The sequence below is a fragment of the Paraburkholderia sp. A1RI_3L genome, assembly GCF_048957895.1.
Taxonomy (GTDB): domain Bacteria; phylum Pseudomonadota; class Gammaproteobacteria; order Burkholderiales; family Burkholderiaceae; genus Paraburkholderia; species Paraburkholderia kururiensis.
The window spans coordinates 884,067-899,859 of record NZ_JARCHA010000001.1 but is presented as its reverse complement, the minus strand read 5'-3'; the positions used below and the strand labels follow the sequence as shown (position 1 = coordinate 899,859).

Below are 15,793 nucleotides of genomic sequence, written 5' to 3'. Positions count from 1 at the left end.
AATTCGCGATGAAAACCCTGTTCCACTTTCTGATCCTCGCCGTGCTCGTCGTGATCGCCATCGTGATTGGCGTCGTGGTGGGCGCTTACGGCGCGTGGTACTTCTCGTGGCTGATCGGCACGATCATGATCGTGCTGTTCGCGGCAGCGGGCGGCGTGCTCTACGACACGCAACAGAAGGAGCGCCGCGCCGCGAACGGCAAGTAAGCGCGCCTTCGCTTCACAAAGACAAACAGCACCCGCGGGTGCTGTTTGCTTTTGGGGCGTCGCGATGCAGGTGCGTGCCGCTTATGCGATTGCTTCGCGACGTCTCACATGCGGCAACTCACGTGCAACCCGTCAGGCCGGCTGCGCCGCCGCCCCGCCGCTTGCGGGCAAGAGCCGCGCCGACAACAACTGCGCGTAGCGTTGCGCCGCGAAGCCCGCGACGATATGGAAGGTGTCCGCGGACACCCAGGCCACGTCGAGCGCCGCGAGCCGCTGGCGGTCGACCGCAGAAGGATCGCGCACGACCACACGCAAACGGGTCGTCGCAACGGCTTCGAGCGAAACGACGTTGGTCGCGCCACCGAACACCGCGAGCCAGCGCGCAGGATCGGGATCGAGCGGGCCGGCTTCCGCATCCGACGACGCAGGGCCCGATGCATTGGCCGCAACCGCCTTCTGCGCACTCGCCACACTCGCCACGCCACCCGCGCCCGCCGACGCCATCTCCGCGCGCATCTCGTCCGCAATGATGTCGGCCTCCGGGCCGATGATCACCTGCACGCTGTCGCCGCCGCGCTTGAGCACGCCGCGCGCGCCGATCGTCTTCAAGTCAGCTTCGGACACCTTCGCCGGGTCCGCCACGGAAAGACGCAGGCGCGTCGTGCAGGCATCCACCACTTTCAGGTTGGCCGCGCCGCCCAGCGCCGCGATATAGCGCGACGCACGCGACACCGCCGCGCCCGCCGCAGGCGCAACGAAGCCGCCTGCAACGAACGAATCCACCTGCGCCTGTTCGGCAGCGGGCTCGCGGCCCGGCGTAGCCATGTTGAACTTGCGGATGAAGAAGCGGAACAGCCCGTAGTAGAGCGCGCCGTAGACGAGCCCGAGCGGAATGGCTTCCCAGCCCTTCGTGGAGAGCCCGTAGTTCAGCACGTAATCGATGGCGCCCGCCGAGAACGTGAAGCCCAGCTTGATGCCCAGCAGCGAGCAGATAGCGAGCGAAAGCCCGGTCAGCACCGCGTGGATCGCGTACAGCACCGGCGCAAGGAACATGAAGCTGAACTCGATGGGCTCGGTCACGCCCGTGAGGAACGACGTGAGCGCCATCGAAAACAGCAGGCCGCCCACCGCCGCGCGGCGTTCCTTCGGCGCTTCGTGCAGCATCGCAAGGCACGCTGCCGGCAGGCCGAACATCATGATCGGGAAGAAGCCCGACATGAAGCCGCCCGCGCTCGGGTCGCCCGCAAAGAAGCGGTGCAGGTCGCCGGTAACGGCCGCGCCGCCGCCGGGCGGCGTGAACGTGCCGAACACGAACCACGCGAGCGAATTGAGGATGTGATGCAGGCCCGTGACGAGCAGCAGCCGGTTCAGCACGCCGAACACGAACGTGCCGACGGCGCCCGCCGTGGTGAGCCAGTGGCCGGCCAGATCGATAGCCGCCTGCACCGGCTGCCACGCGTAGCCGAACACAATGCCGAGCCCCACGCACACGAGACCCGTGATGATCGGCACGAATCGCTTGCCACCGAAGAACGCGAGGTAGTCGGGCAGCTTGATGTCCTTGTAGCGGTTGTAGAGCAGCCCCGCCACGAGGCCCGCGATGATGCCCGACAGCACACCCATGTTGAGCTTGTCGTTGATGTCCTTCATCACGGCGATCTCGACCAGATAGCCGATTGCGCCCGCGAGTGCCGCGACGCCGTTGTTGTCCTTCGCGAAGCCGACCGCCACGCCGATGGCGAACAGCAGCGGCAGGTTGTCGAAGATCGCGCCGCCCGCGTCCGCGATCATCTTGATGTTGAAGACATCGGGCTGGCCGAGCCGCAGCAGAATGCCGGCTACCGGCAGCACCGCGATGGGCAGCATCAGCGCTCGCCCGAGCCGCTGCACTTTCAGAAACGGATTGCCATCCATTGAGTCACCTCCTGGTCTCTTGTCTCGTGTGAAATCGCGTGAAGTTGAAGTGGGTTTGATGCCCTGGTTGATGCTGATGCGTTACATCATGTGTTACGTGGTGCAAATCCGTGCCGCGGACTGCTCGTCGTGCTCGCGACGAGTTCAGTCCAGCGGCCAGGTTTCGCGGCTCATGGCCCGCACGGCCTGTGCCGAGTCGAGCGCCAGCGCATCCTGGGCGCGCTGACGGCACAGCGGGTAATCGAGATTGCGCACGCGCGCCTTGATGGCCGGCACACTGACGGGATCGACCGAAAGCTCCGTGACGCCAAGGCCCACGAGCAGCGGCACGGCGAGCGGCTCGCCCGCCAGCGCGCCACACACGCCCACCCACTTGCCGTGCTTTTCCGCGCCCTGAACCGCGATGCCGACAAGACGCAGCACCGCCGGATGCAGCCCGTCGGCCTGCGCCGCGAGATCGGGCCGGCAACGGTCCATGGCGAGCGTGTATTGCGTGAGATCGTTGGTGCCGATCGAGAGGAAGTCCGCGTGGCGCGCCAGTTGATCGGCGAGCAGCGCCGCGGACGGCACCTCGATCATCACGCCCACTTCGATGCGATCGGTGCGGCCCTGCTCGCGCGCAAGTTCGTCGATACGCGCGCGCAGCCGCACCAGTTCGCCCGCGTCCGTCACCATCGGCAGCAGGATGCGCACGGCGCCCGCGGGCTGCACGGCGAGCAGGCCGCGCAGTTGATCGTCGAGCAGGTCCGGGCGCACCTGGGCGAGGCGAATGCCGCGCAGGCCGAGCGCCGGGTTCGGTTCGGGCGGCAGCGTCAGGTAATCCACTTCCTTGTCCGCGCCCACGTCGAGCGTGCGGATGATCGCGGTGCGGCCCGCGAGCGCGTCCGTAATGGCCTGATAGCTTTGCCGATGCTCGTCCATCGTAGGCGCCGCCGGACGGTGAATGAACAGCAGTTCCGTGCGCAGCAGGCCCACGGCGTCGGCGCCGTTCTCGACAGCGGTCTTCGCGTCGTCGAGCGTGGCGATGTTCGCGGCCACTTCGATTGCGCGGCCGTCACGCGTGGCTGCCGCCTCACCCGACATGCGCCGGTTCGTTTCGCGCAGTTCGTCCAGCCGGTCGCGCTCACGCCGCGCACGTTCGATCTCCTGTTCACCCGGCGCATATTCGAGGCGCCCCGCGCTTGCATCCACGACGACCTGCGTGCCTTCGGCAATCGCATGCAGCGCGCTGCCCACGGCGACGAGCGCCGGAATGCCGGTCTGCCGCGCGATGATGGCCGCGTGCGAGGTCGCGCCGCCGCGCGCCATCACGAGCGCCGTGACGCGGCTGCGATCGAGCGACGAGAGGTCCGACGGCGTGAACTCGTCGGCGGCGAGCACGGCCTCGTCGGGCAGCGTGCTCAGCGTGCGATTGGCGCCACTGGAGCCGCCCAGCGCGCGCAGCACGCGCTTTTCGATATCGCGCAGATCCGCGGCGCGCTCGGCGAGCAGCGAATCCTTCACGTCGGCGAGCACGGCGATCTGCGCGCGAATGGCTGCGCGCCATGCGAAACCCGCGCTCTTGCCGAGGCTGATGAGATCGCGCGCGGCGTCGAGCAGCGTGGGGTCTTCCAGCAACACGCGATGCACCGCGAAGATGCCGGCTTCGCCTACTGCGCCGCGCTGCGAGGCTTCGCGCACGGTGGTGTCGAGTTCGGCGTCCACGGCTGCGAGCGCCTTGTCCAGCAACCGGCTTTCAGAGGCGGGCGTGCCGGCCGCCTGCTCGACGGGTTCGACTTCGACGTTGTCCCAGCGCACGAGCTTGCCGAGCGCGACACCGGGCGATGCGCACACGCCCGCAAGCGTGTTGGCAGGCAGTGCCGACGCAGGCTCGCGCGGCACTTCGTGTGGCGCGGGCGAGGCATCGCGCGCACGCGTCTCTTCGACCTCGCCGTGCGCCTCGCGCAGCAGTTCGTTCGCCACGGCGTCTACCGCCTTCGCCGCATCGCGACCCGTCGCGACGAGTTCCACCGTCGCGCCCTCGCCTGCACCGAGCGCCAGCAACCCGACCACGCTTTCGATCGGCGCCTTGCGTGCGCCGAAGTGCACTTCCACGCGCGCCTCCAGACCGCGCACGGCTTCGCGCACGCGGGCCGCGGGCCGCGCGTGCAGGCCGCCCGCGTGGGCGAGCGTCACGGTGCGGCGCGCTTCGCTCGCGCAGGCCGTTGCTTCAGTGTGCGATGCGGCCTGAGTTTGCGTCGCGGCACTCGCCGACGTTTGCGCACTCGCCGCGCCCTCGCCCGCTCCACGCGCACGCAGCACGAGCAGTTCACTCGTGCCGGCCTTCACCACGCCGCGTCGCGCGCGATCCACCACTTCGAACGCATCCGAATTCGCGATGGCCACCACGGAAACGAGGCTCGGCGCCATGCGAGCAATGAAGTCCTGATCGAACTCGATGAGCACGTCGCCCGCACGCACGCTCGCGCCTTCCGCGACCTTCGGCGTGAAGCCTTCGCCGTTCAGCGCGACCGTATCGATGCCGATGTGCAGCAGCACTTCCGCGCCCTGCGTGGTGCGAATGGTGAGCGCATGGCCGGTGCGCGCGAGGTGCGCCACGACGCCGTCGCACGGCGCGACGAGCCGCCCTTCGAGCGGATCGATGCCGATGCCGTCGCCGAACATGCCTTCGGCGAACACGGGGTCGGGAACATCGGCCAGCGCCACGACCGGGCCGGTCAGCGGCGCCAGAAGGACAAACTGACCCTGGGCAGGATTCATCAGATGCGACTCCACGACACGTTCCATCAGGACTCTCGCTTAATGTGTTTCGGTGACTTTATGCAGATGGCGCGGCGTATCGGGATTGCGCCCGCGCGCGGCGGCAAGGCCGGCGGCCATCACATAGAAGGAAAGAATGGCGGGGATCGGGTCCAGCGCGGCATCGGCGGCCGGTTCGAGCGGCAAGGTCACGTCGGCAGCGTCGGCCGCATCGGCGGGCGCCGCGAGCAGCACGCGCGCGCCGCGCGAGCGCATGTCGCGCGCGAGCTGCACGAGCCCGGTCTGCTCGGGGCCGCGCGGCGCGAACACGAGCAGCGGATAGTCGCGGTCGATGATCTCCATCGGACCGTGCCGCACTTCGGCGCTCGAAAACGCCTCGGCCTGAATGCCCGACGTTTCCTTAAGTTTGAGCGCCGCTTCCTGCGCGATGGCAAGCCCCGTGCCGCGACCGATCACGATCATCTGCGAGACGTCGCGCAGTTCGTCCACGGCCTTCGACCAGTCGAGCGTGCCCGCGCGCGCGAGCACGTCGGGTAGCGAGCGCAGCGCGGCCACCAGCGCTGCGTCGCGCTGCCAGTGCGCGACGAGTTGCGCCGAAAGCGAAAGCATCGCGATATAGCTCTTCGTCGCGGCCACGCTCAGTTCGGGGCCGGCAAGCAGCGGCAACTCGTATTCGCAGGCCTCGGCCAACGGTGAATCGGACACGTTCACAGCCGCCACGGTCAACGCGCCCGCGGCACGCAACGCGGCCATGGTGCCCACCAGATCGGGGCTCTTGCCCGACTGCGAGAACGCGAGCGCGAAGGCATCGCGCACACGCAGCGGCGCTTGCTGCAGCGTGGCGATCGACATGGGCAGCGACGCCACCGGCACGCCGATGCGACTCATCGTGAGGCTCGCGAAATAGCTCGCCGCGTGGTCCGAGCTGCCGCGCGCCACGGTGAGCGCGACATGGCGCGGCTTCTCTTCGAGCCTCGCTGCCAATGCCTCGATGCGCGAGGTGTCGGCGAGTTGAGCGGCCACCGCGTCCGCGGACGCGAGAGCCTCTTTAAGCATATTCGACAATCGATTCTCCTTCGACGTAGGTCGCCGTCAGCGCCAGTTCGCGGTCGAATACGACGATGTCGGCCCACGCGCCGCGTGCGAGACGGCCGCGGTCTTCGATGCCGAGGTAGTCGGCGGCGTAGCGCGACATGCGGTTCGATACGTCCGCAATCGGCAGGCCGAGCGAAACGAGATTGCGCAGCGCGACATCCATGGTGAGCGTGCTGCCGGCGAGCGTGCCGTCGGCAAGACGCACGCCGCCGAGGCACTTCGTGACGTGCTGGCTGCCAAGGCGGTACTCGCCGTCGGGCATGCCGGTGGCCGAGGTGCTGTCCGTCACCACGTAGAGGCGCGGAATGGCGCGCAGTGCGGCGCGAATCGCGCCAGGGTGCACGTGCAGCAGGTCGGGAATGATCTCGGCGTATTCGGCGTGCGCAAGTGCTGCGCCCACGAGACCCGGGTTGCGGTGATGCATCGGCGACATCGCGTTGAAGAGATGCGTGAAGCCGCGTGCGCCGTGCTTGAGCGCGGTCACGGCATCGTCGTAAGTCGCGAGCGAGTGACCCAGTTGCACGCGCACGCCGCGCGCTGCCATCTCCGAAATGATCTCGATGTGGCCTGCGATTTCGGGCGCCACCGTCACCACGCGAATGGGCGCGATGGAAAGGTACTTGAGCACTTCGTCGAGCACGGCGGACACCGCGGCGTCCGGCTGCGCGCCCAGCTTGCCGGGATTGATGTACGGCCCTTCCAGGTGCACGCCGAGCACGCGCGCGCCGCCTGGCGTGCGGCTGCGCGCCACGTTGCCGAGCCCCGCCACGACGTTCATCAGTTCCTCGCGCGGGGCCGTCATCGTAGTGGCGAGCAGGCTCGTCGTGCCGTATTTCGCGTGGGTGCGCGCAATGGTTTCGATCGCGTTGCCGGCTTCCATGACGTCGGCGCCACCGCCGCCGTGCACGTGCAGGTCGATGAAGCCGGGCAGGATGTAGGGCGCGTCGTTGGTCGCCGGGTCGACGCGCTCGCCGGCAAGCGACGTGATGCGGCCGTTGGCCGTTTCGAGCGTGCCGTGAATCCAGCCGTCGGGGGTCAGTATGTTTCCGGTCAGCATGTGTGTTCCTGGTGATGCTTCGGCCGAAGCCTTGGGTGATACCTCAGGTGATACGAGAGAGACGTTCATGACTGATTCGCGTGGCGCCGTTCGTGTTCCCGTTACTGGAGCAGTTCGGCCACGAAATCGTAGTAACCGTCCCGGCAGTAGGTGTCCGTGAGTTCGATGGCCCGCTGATCCGCGCTGAAACCCACGCGCTGAATGACCAGCAGGGCCGCGCGCGGCTCGATCTCCATTAGCGCGGCGATTTCGCTCGTGGCGTTCACCGCGCGAAAGTGCTGCAGCGCGCGGACCACCGGCACGCCGCGCTCCTCGAGGTGGCTGTAGAGCGACACGCCGATTGCATGCGGGTCGGGCACGATCGAAACCGGCAACGCCGAGTGCTCGACGGCCATTACGATGCCGTCCGCGCGACGCAGGCGTCGCAGGTTCGCCACCGACGCGCCAGGCGACAGCCCGAGATGCACGATCTCGTCGCGCGTGGCAGCGCGAACGTCGCGCTCGAGCCAGATGGAATCGGGCGTGAAGCCGCGCTGCTGCATCTTCTTGGTGAAGCCGGTGAGGCGCGAAAGCGGATCTTCCACACGCGGCGTGATGAAACTGCCGGCACCGCGCGCGCGGCGAATCAGACCTTGCTCCACGAGCAGCGCAATCGCCTTGCGCGCGGTGATGCGCGACACGCCGATTGCATCGCAGAGCGTACGTTCCGAAGGCAGCGCCTCGCCCGCAGACCAGACGCCGCATTGGATCGCCGTCGCCAGATTGCGCGCCAGCTGCAGGTACAACGGTGTGACGTTGCGCGCATCGGGCATCAGCGCGGACCAGCGGGTTTCCATTGAGGGCTCGGGCGGGGAAGGAACGGTTGGGGGGGTTCTTCAAGCCGAGCCCATTATATAACCACAATAATACCAGTCAACGAACTGGTTCCATGCCTGCCGATCGGTGCTCAAGCCTTGACTGGCGGTCGTTTGCGCGCTTCTCCCAAGGCTTGCGGCGCGTTTCTGCGGCATCGGGATTTACCCTGGCGGCGCCCCCGTGTCGCGCTTTACGCATACCGCTTTGATACCACTTGGTCGCCCGCAAGCTTGCATGCGGCGCACACAACCCGTTCCCATATCGACAGGCGGCCCCTATAGTGGTGCATCGCAGGCAAAGACGAAGAACACGGGGAGCCGGAGTTGACTGAATCTGATGCGTTGAGGCGCGCGGAGGCCGTCCGCCACTTCAATCGTTTTTACACGCGCCACATCGGCGCCCTTCACGAGCATCTGCAAAAGAGCGCCTTCTCGCTGACGGAGGTGCGCATTCTCAACGAGCTGTCGCGCGGCCGCGCGAACACGGCGGCGGCACTCGCCCGCAATCTGGGTCTCGACACCGGCTACCTGAGCCGCATCCTGACAAGCTTCGAGCGGCGCAATCTGCTGACGCGCCGGCCCTCAGAATTCGATGCGCGCCAGTCGCTGCTCTCGCTCACGGAACAGGGCCGCGCCGAATACGAACCGCTGGAGAAAGCCGCTGTCGCCGAAGTTCGCGCGGTGCTGGCTCGGCTGCCGCAAGGGTCGCAGCAGCAGTTGATCGGCGCGATGAAGCTGATTGAACGGCTGCTCGATGACCGTCCGCGGCGGGGCCTCGTGAAGCTGCGCGCCCCGAAGGCAGGCGAGGCGAGCTGGCTGGTGCACCGTCAGGCGCAACTCGCGGCCGCCGCCCATGGCTGGGACGCCCGCTTCGAGGCACTGCTCGCGCGCACCGTTGCCACCTTCACGCAGACGCACGACGCGCAGCGCGAGGCATGCTGGATCGCCGAGCAAGACGGCATGACGGTGGGGTCGGCGCTCATCGCCGCGCGCTCGCAGGAAATTGCGAGCGTGCGCATGTTCTATGTGGAGCCCGACATGCGGTGCCTTGGCATCGGCGCACAACTGCTGGAGGAATGCGTGCGCTTCGCAAAGGACGCGCGCTACGGCGCGCTCTCGCTCTCGCTCGCGACGGTGATGGCCGACGCGCGGCGGCTCGCGGCGCGCATGGGCTTCCACTGCGCGACCAGCAAGGAGGCACATCGCTTCGGGCATCCGCTCACCGTTGAACGGTGGGAGCTCACGCTGTCGTGAGGCGACGTGAACTGAGCGCACGTGTTCGCTGCGCTCAGTCGTCCTTTAGAAAATCAGATACCCTGCGAGCGCGGAGAACGCCACCACGAGCCAGGGTGGCAAGCGCGCCGCCATCAGCAGCGCGAGCGCCACGAGGGCGAATGCGATGTCCGCCGGGTGGCGCAGCGCGTTCACGCAGAGCGGCGAATAGAACGCCGCGGCCAGCAACCCCACCACGGCGGCATTCACGCCCATCAGCGCGTAGCGGCACGCGGCGAGGCCCCGCAGCCGCTCCCACAGAGGCATCACGCCGATCACCAGCAGAAACGACGGCAGAAAAATAGCGACAACCGCAATGGCCGAGCCCACCACGCCTGCGGGCTGCTGATTCGATACCGCGCCAAGAAACGCCGCGAACGTGAAGAGCGGACCGGGCACGGCCTGCGCGGCGCCGTAGCCGGCAATGAACGCTTCCGGCGTGACCCAATGCGGCGGCACCACCACCTGTTCGAGCAGCGGCAGCACGACGTGACCGCCGCCGAACACGAGCGAGCCCACACGGAAGAAACTCGCGAACAGATGCAGAGGATAGTTGCCGAAGACCGCCGCGAGTGCCGGTAGCCCGAGCAGCAAGAGGACAAAGAGTCCGATCATCAGCACGGCGTGCACGCGGCCGCCTGCGCCGATCGTTTCGCTGTGCTCGGTGACCTCCGGCAAGCGGCCACGCAGCAACCAGCCCGCCAGCGCTCCGAATGCGAGCACCGCAAGTTGCGCGAGCGGTGTCGTGAACGCCAGCATGACGACCGTGGATACGACGGCAATCGCCACACGCGGACGGTCGGGCGCGAGGGTACGCAGCATGCCCCACAGCGCCTGCGCCACGACAGCGACGGCAACGAGGCTCAGTCCGTGCAGCCAGCCGGATTGCGCCGTCGCTCCGTGCCGCCCGACGAGAAGACCGAACGCACAGAGCAGCGCCGCGGACGGCAGCGTGAAGCCCGTCCATGCGGCAATCGCGCCCGCTATGCCGCCCTGGCGCAGCCCGAGCGCAATACCCACCTGGCTGCTCGAGGGGCCCGGCATGAACTGGCAGAGCGCGACGATATCGGCGAACGCGGCGTCGGTGAGCCACGCGCGGCGGCGCACGAATTCCTCGCGAAAGAAGCCGAGATGTGCGATCGGTCCGCCGAAACACGTGAGCCCGAGCCGAAGGAAGATCGCGAAGATCTCGAATACGGACGGGCGCGTGGGCACGGCAGGGCGGGAAACGGAGGGCATGCGGTCGTCCATGTCGGTCGGGATGCGGTCACGTTCGGTGCGACGCCTGGGGCACGTCGCTTCAGGCGGCGTCGCGCGACATGCTAGCAGCGTCGGGGCGAAGCGGTGTGCCCGAGATGCGTGAGCGTTGTCCGGCGCTCGCACGTTCGCGCCAAAGCAGCCGGGCAAAACAAAACGCCACGGCAAGCCGTGGCGTCGTGGCGCGCAAAAGCTGGCTGAGCCGCTTTAGAACGAGGGCACAACCGATCCCTTGAACTGCGTCTTGATGAACTGGCGCACGTCTTCGGACTGGTAAGCCGCCACCAGCTTCTTCACCCACGGCTTGTCCTTGTCCTGCGTGCGCACGGCGATCAGGTTCGCGTACGGGCTGTGCACGTCTTCGAGCGCGATGGCGTCTTTCGTCGGCTGCAGGCCTGCGGCGAGGGCGTAGTTCGTGTTGATCGCCGCGGCATCGACGTCGGCGAGCGAGCGCGGCAGTTGCGCGGCATCGAGCTCAACGAGCTTCACCTTCTTCGGATTTTCCGCGATGTCGAGCGGCGTCGCGTTGCTGCCGCTCGCGCCGGCACCGGCGCGCAGCTTGATTACGCCCTGTGCCTGCAACAACAGCAGCGCGCGGTTCTCGTTGGACGGGTCGTTGGGCACCGCGACCTTCGCGCCTTGCGGCAGGTCCTTCAGCGACTTCAGCTTCTTCGAGTAGACGCCGAGCGGCGAGATGTAGGTCAGCCCCGCGCTCACGATCTTGTAGCCGCGCTGCTTGACCTGGCTGTCGAGATACGGCTGGTGCTGGAAGCTGTTAGCGTCGAGGTCGCCCGCGTCGAGCGCGGCGTTCGGCTGAACGTAGTCGTTGAACTCGATGACCTTGACGTTGAGGCCTTCGCGCTTCGCCACTTTCTGGACGACCGACCAGATCTGCGCATCGGGCCCGCTGATGGTACCGACCTTGATGACGCTTTCGTCGGCGCGTGCGCCGAAGCTGGCGGCGAACGCGGTTGCCGCGACGGCGGCGGAAAAGAGCTTGAGGAGATTTCTGCGCTGCATGGGAAAGTTCGACTGACGTGATTCCGGGTTCTGTCGCGCCGGCAGGCCTGATGCCATACCGGCGGCGACATAAATGGTCTCATATGCCGGGAGCATTGAGAAATAACGGAATCGAATACTGGTATGCGCCGCGCGATGCGGTGCCGTGTGGCCAAGACAAAACGCAAGGCACGCCCGGCGCCGTCGCGCCGGACACGGTGGCGCGACGGACGAGCGAAGCTTCGGTCAGAACGTCGTCCAGTCGTCGTCTGCGGGGACCGCGGCGGCTCTCGACGTAGCGCGGGGAGTGACGGTCGCGGCGGCCGCCGGCGTAGCGGCAGGCTTAACCGCGGCAGTCTCGGCGACGGGCGGTTTCGTAGCGGAAGCGGATTCAGCAGCACCGGCCGAGGCGGCCGTCCGCGCCTTCGCGGGCTGCCCATGCTCGCTGCGACCCGATGCCGCGCCAGCCGTCGCAACGTTCGAAGCGGCCGAAGCAGCGGAAGACGTTGCCGCAGCCTTGCCGGCCGAGGCAGAACCGCCAGCCGCAGCGCTCTTCACCGCAGGCGACGCAGCACGAGCCGGCGCGGCTGCCTTCGCGTTCACGGCTTTGGCGCTGTCCCGCGTCGGCGCAACGTCCACGCTCGATACCAGCCCGCTCGCCGCGGCGGCGCCGTCCACGCGGAACGCGCTCACCGCCTCGCGCAGCCTTGCCGCCTGATCCTGCAACGACGCCGCGGCAGCCGTCGCCTCTTCCACGAGCGCGGCATTTTGCTGCGTGACCTCGTCCATCTGCGTCACGGCGCGGCCCACCTGGCTGATGCCGCTGCTCTGTTCCTCGGAGGCAGCCGCGATCTCACCCATGATGTCCGTCACGCGACGCACGGCCTGGAGAATCTCGCCCATCGTCGCGCCCGCCTGTTCGACGAGCGACGACCCGTTGTTCACGCGCTCCACCGAGGCGTCGATCAACTGCTTGATCTCCTTCGCCGCAGTTGCCGAGCGCTGCGCGAGGCTGCGCACCTCGCCGGCCACGACGGCAAACCCGCGTCCCTGCTCGCCCGCGCGGGCGGCTTCCACCGCCGCGTTGAGCGCGAGGATGTTGGTCTGAAACGCGATGCCTTCGATCACGCCGATGATGTCGGCAATCTGGCGCGAGCTGTCGTTGATCTCGCCCATCGTCCCGATCACGCGGCTCACCACGTCGTGGCCCTTCGTCGCGATTTCGGAGGCGTTGTTCGCGAGTCCGCTCGCCTGGCGCGCGTTGTCGGCGTTCTGCTTCACCGTGGCGGTGAGCTGCTCCATGCTCGCCGCGGTTTCCTCTAGCGACGCGGCCTGCTGCTCGGTGCGCTGCGAGAGGTCGCCGTTGCCAGCCGCAATCTGTTCGGTTGCGGCCGCAATCGATTCGGCGGAGTACTGGATTTCGCCGATGGTGCGTTGCAGCCGGTCCTGCATGTCGCGCATCGCGGCCATCATGCTGCTGGAGTCGCCGTTGCGAACCTGGACAGACTGCGAGAGATCGCCGCGCGCAATGTGCCTGGCGAGACGCAACGCGTCTTCGGGCTCGCCGCCCAGGCTCTTTCGGACACTGCGGATCACCACCAGCATGGCGAGCGAGATCGCCACGCCGATCACGACAATCGCGCCCAGATGCGTGAGCAGCGTCTCGTAGTAAGTAGTGTCGATGTCGCGCACGAACACGGCGGTCGAAATGTTCCAGTCCCACGGCGCGAAACGCACGACGTAGCCGATTTTCGGCAGCGCGGTTTCGCTGTGCGGCAGGCGCCCGCGATACTCGGTGAAGCCGCGACCCGTTGCTTTGGCCGCATCCACGATCGAGACGTAGACGAGCTTGCCGTCCGGGTCCTTGAAGTCGCCCGCCGCTTTGCCGACCATCTGCGGCAACGTGGGGTGCATGAGCACGACGGGCTTCGAATCCATCACGAAAACGTAGCCGGCGTCGCCGTAGCGCATGGTGGCGAGCCGCGCGAGCGCCTCGCGCTGGGCGTCGGCTTCGCTCATCTTGCCCGCCTGAGCGAGTGCGTAATAGCCGTTCACGACGCCTTGCGCCGCGTCCACGAGATTCGCCATGCCGGCCTTGCGCTCGGCGAGCATCGTTCCACGGGTTTCCACCGCGCTCCAGAGGCCCACCCCCAGCAGCCCCAGCCAAACGAATGCGAGCGACAACCACAGCTTGCGGTTCAGACTCATCCTGCTCATAGCGTTGGTCTCTTCTTGTAGGTGTTTTCTTGCGCGATGCGCCTGCGGGCAAACGCAAACGATTGCCGCAGGTATAACGGCACCCAAAAGAGTCAACTTGAGAGAAAGTGTAAGGAAGGTCCCGAGCCAGGAACGGGCGAGGCGCCGTGCCCGTCTCGCCGGACCCGCGTGCGCTCACCCGGAAGCAGGCATCGAACACGGCTGCGATAATGAGCCTTCACGCGCGCCCACGCGCTTCACGAAGACTTCACACACACAAAGACGAGGCACTCATGTACGTCATCTCGCTCACCTACACGGCGCCGCTCGAACGCATCGACGACGCGCTCGAAGCCCATCGGGCGTTTCTCGCGAAGCAGTTCGACGCGGGCGTGTTCATCGCAGCGGGGCCTACGGTACCGCGCAAGGGCGGCGTCATTCTGGCGGTGCGTATCGAGCGCGAGAAGCTCGACGCCATTCTGGCTACCGACCCGTTCGCGCAGCAGGATCTGGCGACTTACGACGTTACGGAGTTCAAGGCCACACGCCTCGCGCCGGGCCTCAATTTTCCGATTCCGGCTTGAGGTCGGCACGGGCGTCGTGCAAGCGGGCTTAACGAAGCCGCTTCAATAACGCTGCGTCAGTTCAATCGAGCAGGAGCTTGAGATCGTGCACCCACGGCTGGGCGCCCTGCCCGTCGCGGGCGAAAAGGCGCAGCTTGCCGTCGGGATCGAACACGTAGCTCGCGGCGGTGTGGTCCATGGTGTAGCTGTCGGGCGTCTTGCCCGGCACCTTCGCGTAGTACACGCGGAAGTCTTTGGTGATCTTTTGCAGCTGCGCGTCGTTGGCGGGACGCAGCGCGACGAACGTCGGATTGAACGCCTGCACGTATTGCGACAGCAGCGCGGGCGTGTCGCGCTCCGGATCTACGGTCACGAACACCACCTGCACGCGCTTCGCGTCGTCGGGATCCATTTGCTGGAGTGCCTGGGAAAGCTCCGCCATCGTGGTGGGGCACACGTCGGGGCAGTGCGTATAGCCGAAGAACAGCACCACGGCTTTGCCCTTGTAGTCCGCGAGCGTGCGCGTTTTGCCGCTGGTGTCGGGCAGCGCGAAATCCGAGCCGAACTGCTTGTTGCCCGTGAGATCGAGATTCTGGAACGCGGGCTGCTGCTTGCCGCAGCCCGAAAGAAGCGCCGCGCTACCCAAGGCACACGCAACGAGCGCGGCCAGCGCCACGCGCGACGCGCGTGCGAGCGGAGAGTTCTGCATGGTCTTATGCGCCAATGAGCGTGCGCACGTAGTGATCGACCAGCAGCGCGACGAACAGCAGCGAGAGATAAACGATGGAGTAACGGAAGGTCTTGCGTGCGAGCGCATCCGAATACTCGCGATAGATCTTCCATGCGTAGCCGAGAAACACCGCGCCCAGCAGCACCGCAGCGGCCAGATACACGGCGCCGCTCATGCCGGAGATAAACGGCATCAACGTGACCGCGAAGAGAATCACGGTGTAGAGGAAGATGTGCAGCCGCGTGTACTGCTCGCCGTGCGTGTTGGGCAGCATCGGCAGGCCGGCCTTTTCGTAGTCCGTGCGGCGGTAGAGCGCGAGCGACCAGAAATGCGGCGGCGTCCACACGAAGATGATGAGCACGAGAATCCAGGCGTCGCCCGGCACCGCGCCCGTGACCGCGGCCCAGCCGAGCGCGGGCGGCATGGCGCCCGAGGCGCCGCCGATCACGATGTTCTGCGGCGTAGCGGGCTTGAGCAGCAGCGTATAGATAACGGCATAGCCCACGAACGTGGCAAACGTGAGCCACATGGTGAGCGCATTGGTGAACGTATAGAGCGTCCACATGCCGAGACCGCCCAGTACGGCCGAAAAGAGCAGGATCTGCACCGTGGTGATCTCGCCGCGCGCTGACGGGCGCCAGGCGGTACGGCGCATCATCGCGTCGACCTTCTGCTCCATCAGGCAATTGATGGCGAAAGCGGCGCCGGCCGTGAGCCAGATACCGATCGTGCCCCCGATCAGCACGGTCCACGGCACCATGCCCGGCGTGGCGAGGAACATGCCGATAACCGCGCAGAACACCGCAAGCTGCGTGACCCGCGGCTTCGTGAGCGCGATGTACTGCGAAATGCGGTTACCGGGCGTCTGGGAGAGAGTTGTGCTGTCCATA

At 66.9% G+C, this 15,793-nt stretch carries 13 protein-coding genes; 3 read left to right on the top strand and 10 right to left on the bottom strand.

Features of this window, described 5'->3' with window-relative positions; translation table 11 throughout:
• Window positions 1–8 precede the first annotated feature (8 nt).
• Window positions 9–206 carry a hypothetical protein gene (locus PXJ20_RS04235; protein WP_017772621.1) on the top strand — a complete coding sequence of 66 codons (198 nt, stop codon included), beginning with the start codon at window positions 9–11 and terminating at the stop codon, window positions 204–206.
• Between the two features lie 132 nt (window positions 207–338).
• Here PXJ20_RS04235 and nagE read toward each other — a convergent pair whose 3' ends face one another.
• From nagE to PXJ20_RS04210, 5 genes are all read right to left on the bottom strand, one after another.
• Entirely contained in the window at window positions 339–2,120 is a 1,782-nt protein-coding gene (gene nagE / locus PXJ20_RS04230; RefSeq protein ID WP_421030236.1) for an N-acetylglucosamine-specific PTS transporter subunit IIBC, read from the bottom strand.
• 144 nt (window positions 2,121–2,264) lie between these two features.
• Window positions 2,265–4,907, bottom strand: a complete 2,643-nt coding sequence (gene ptsP, locus PXJ20_RS04225; RefSeq protein WP_421030235.1) for a phosphoenolpyruvate--protein phosphotransferase — start codon at window positions 4,905–4,907, stop codon at window positions 2,265–2,267.
• Window positions 4,908–4,919: 12 nt separating this feature from the next.
• Window positions 4,920–5,936, bottom strand: coding sequence for an SIS domain-containing protein (locus PXJ20_RS04220; RefSeq protein ID WP_277598177.1), 1,017 nt, complete (start codon window positions 5,934–5,936; stop codon window positions 4,920–4,922).
• Complete coding sequence (gene nagA / locus PXJ20_RS04215; RefSeq protein WP_421030234.1) at window positions 5,929–7,032, bottom strand: N-acetylglucosamine-6-phosphate deacetylase; 1,104 nt, start codon at window positions 7,030–7,032, stop codon at window positions 5,929–5,931. Before nagA ends, PXJ20_RS04220 begins: the two co-directional genes overlap by 8 nt.
• 101 nt (window positions 7,033–7,133) lie before the next feature.
• A complete protein-coding gene (locus tag PXJ20_RS04210) occupies window positions 7,134–7,868 on the bottom strand; it encodes a GntR family transcriptional regulator (RefSeq protein WP_017772616.1) in 735 nt (244 codons plus the stop codon).
• A 342-nt stretch (window positions 7,869–8,210) separates the two neighbouring features.
• On the opposite strand from PXJ20_RS04210, the gene PXJ20_RS04205 reads away from it, so the two are divergent.
• Complete coding sequence (locus tag PXJ20_RS04205; protein WP_413212961.1) at window positions 8,211–9,140, top strand: bifunctional helix-turn-helix transcriptional regulator/GNAT family N-acetyltransferase; 930 nt, start codon at window positions 8,211–8,213, stop codon at window positions 9,138–9,140.
• Window positions 9,141–9,185: 45 nt separating this feature from the next.
• Here PXJ20_RS04205 and chrA read toward each other — a convergent pair whose 3' ends face one another.
• The 3 genes from chrA to PXJ20_RS04190 all read right to left on the bottom strand — a co-directional run bounded on the left by chrA (window position 9,186) and on the right by PXJ20_RS04190 (window position 13,631).
• Window positions 9,186–10,397: a chromate efflux transporter gene (gene chrA, locus PXJ20_RS04200; RefSeq protein WP_421030233.1), complete on the bottom strand. Its 1,212-nt coding sequence runs from the start codon at window positions 10,395–10,397 to the stop codon at window positions 9,186–9,188.
• A 225-nt stretch (window positions 10,398–10,622) separates the two neighbouring features.
• Window positions 10,623–11,435: a MetQ/NlpA family ABC transporter substrate-binding protein gene (locus PXJ20_RS04195; RefSeq protein ID WP_042299402.1), complete on the bottom strand. Its 813-nt coding sequence runs from the start codon at window positions 11,433–11,435 to the stop codon at window positions 10,623–10,625.
• A gap of 225 nt (window positions 11,436–11,660) precedes the next feature.
• Window positions 11,661–13,631, bottom strand: a complete 1,971-nt coding sequence (locus tag PXJ20_RS04190; protein WP_421030232.1) for a methyl-accepting chemotaxis protein — start codon at window positions 13,629–13,631, stop codon at window positions 11,661–11,663.
• A gap of 272 nt (window positions 13,632–13,903) precedes the next feature.
• Between PXJ20_RS04190 and PXJ20_RS04185 the strand changes: the two genes are divergently transcribed.
• The gene (locus PXJ20_RS04185; RefSeq protein WP_126877685.1) at window positions 13,904–14,194 is read left to right on the top strand and encodes a YciI family protein; all 291 of its coding nucleotides are present in this window, start codon (window positions 13,904–13,906) and stop codon (window positions 14,192–14,194) included.
• A 61-nt stretch (window positions 14,195–14,255) separates the two neighbouring features.
• Here PXJ20_RS04185 and PXJ20_RS04180 read toward each other — a convergent pair whose 3' ends face one another.
• Together PXJ20_RS04180 and cyoE are read right to left on the bottom strand one after the other, a co-directional pair.
• Window positions 14,256–14,882 carry an SCO family protein gene (locus tag PXJ20_RS04180; protein WP_421030231.1) on the bottom strand — a complete coding sequence of 209 codons (627 nt, stop codon included), beginning with the start codon at window positions 14,880–14,882 and terminating at the stop codon, window positions 14,256–14,258.
• A gap of 4 nt (window positions 14,883–14,886) precedes the next feature.
• A complete protein-coding gene (gene cyoE / locus PXJ20_RS04175) occupies window positions 14,887–15,792 on the bottom strand; it encodes a heme o synthase (protein WP_017772609.1) in 906 nt (301 codons plus the stop codon).
• Between the last annotated feature and the right edge of the window lies 1 nt (window position 15,793).

What these genes read in the sequence shown, in the direction of transcription:
- PXJ20_RS04235 (WP_017772621.1), top strand. Translation starts at nt 9, where the DNA reads ATGAAAACCCTGTTCCACTTTCTGATCCTCGCCGTGCTCGTCGTGATC.
- nagE (WP_421030236.1), bottom strand. Translation starts at nt 2,120, where the DNA reads ATGGATGGCAATCCGTTTCTGAAAGTGCAGCGGCTCGGGCGAGCGCTG.
- ptsP (WP_421030235.1), bottom strand. Translation starts at nt 4,907, where the DNA reads ATGGAACGTGTCGTGGAGTCGCATCTGATGAATCCTGCCCAGGGTCAG.
- PXJ20_RS04220 (WP_277598177.1), bottom strand. Translation starts at nt 5,936, where the DNA reads ATGCTTAAAGAGGCTCTCGCGTCCGCGGACGCGGTGGCCGCTCAACTC.
- nagA (WP_421030234.1), bottom strand. Translation starts at nt 7,032, where the DNA reads ATGCTGACCGGAAACATACTGACCCCCGACGGCTGGATTCACGGCACG.
- PXJ20_RS04210 (WP_017772616.1), bottom strand. Translation starts at nt 7,868, where the DNA reads ATGGAAACCCGCTGGTCCGCGCTGATGCCCGATGCGCGCAACGTCACA.
- chrA (WP_421030233.1), bottom strand. Translation starts at nt 10,397, where the DNA reads ATGCCCTCCGTTTCCCGCCCTGCCGTGCCCACGCGCCCGTCCGTATTC.
- PXJ20_RS04195 (WP_042299402.1), bottom strand. Translation starts at nt 11,435, where the DNA reads ATGCAGCGCAGAAATCTCCTCAAGCTCTTTTCCGCCGCCGTCGCGGCA.
- PXJ20_RS04190 (WP_421030232.1), bottom strand. Translation starts at nt 13,631, where the DNA reads ATGAGCAGGATGAGTCTGAACCGCAAGCTGTGGTTGTCGCTCGCATTC.
- PXJ20_RS04185 (WP_126877685.1), top strand. Translation starts at nt 13,904, where the DNA reads ATGTACGTCATCTCGCTCACCTACACGGCGCCGCTCGAACGCATCGAC.
- PXJ20_RS04180 (WP_421030231.1), bottom strand. Translation starts at nt 14,882, where the DNA reads ATGCAGAACTCTCCGCTCGCACGCGCGTCGCGCGTGGCGCTGGCCGCG.
- cyoE (WP_017772609.1), bottom strand. Translation starts at nt 15,792, where the DNA reads ATGGACAGCACAACTCTCTCCCAGACGCCCGGTAACCGCATTTCGCAG.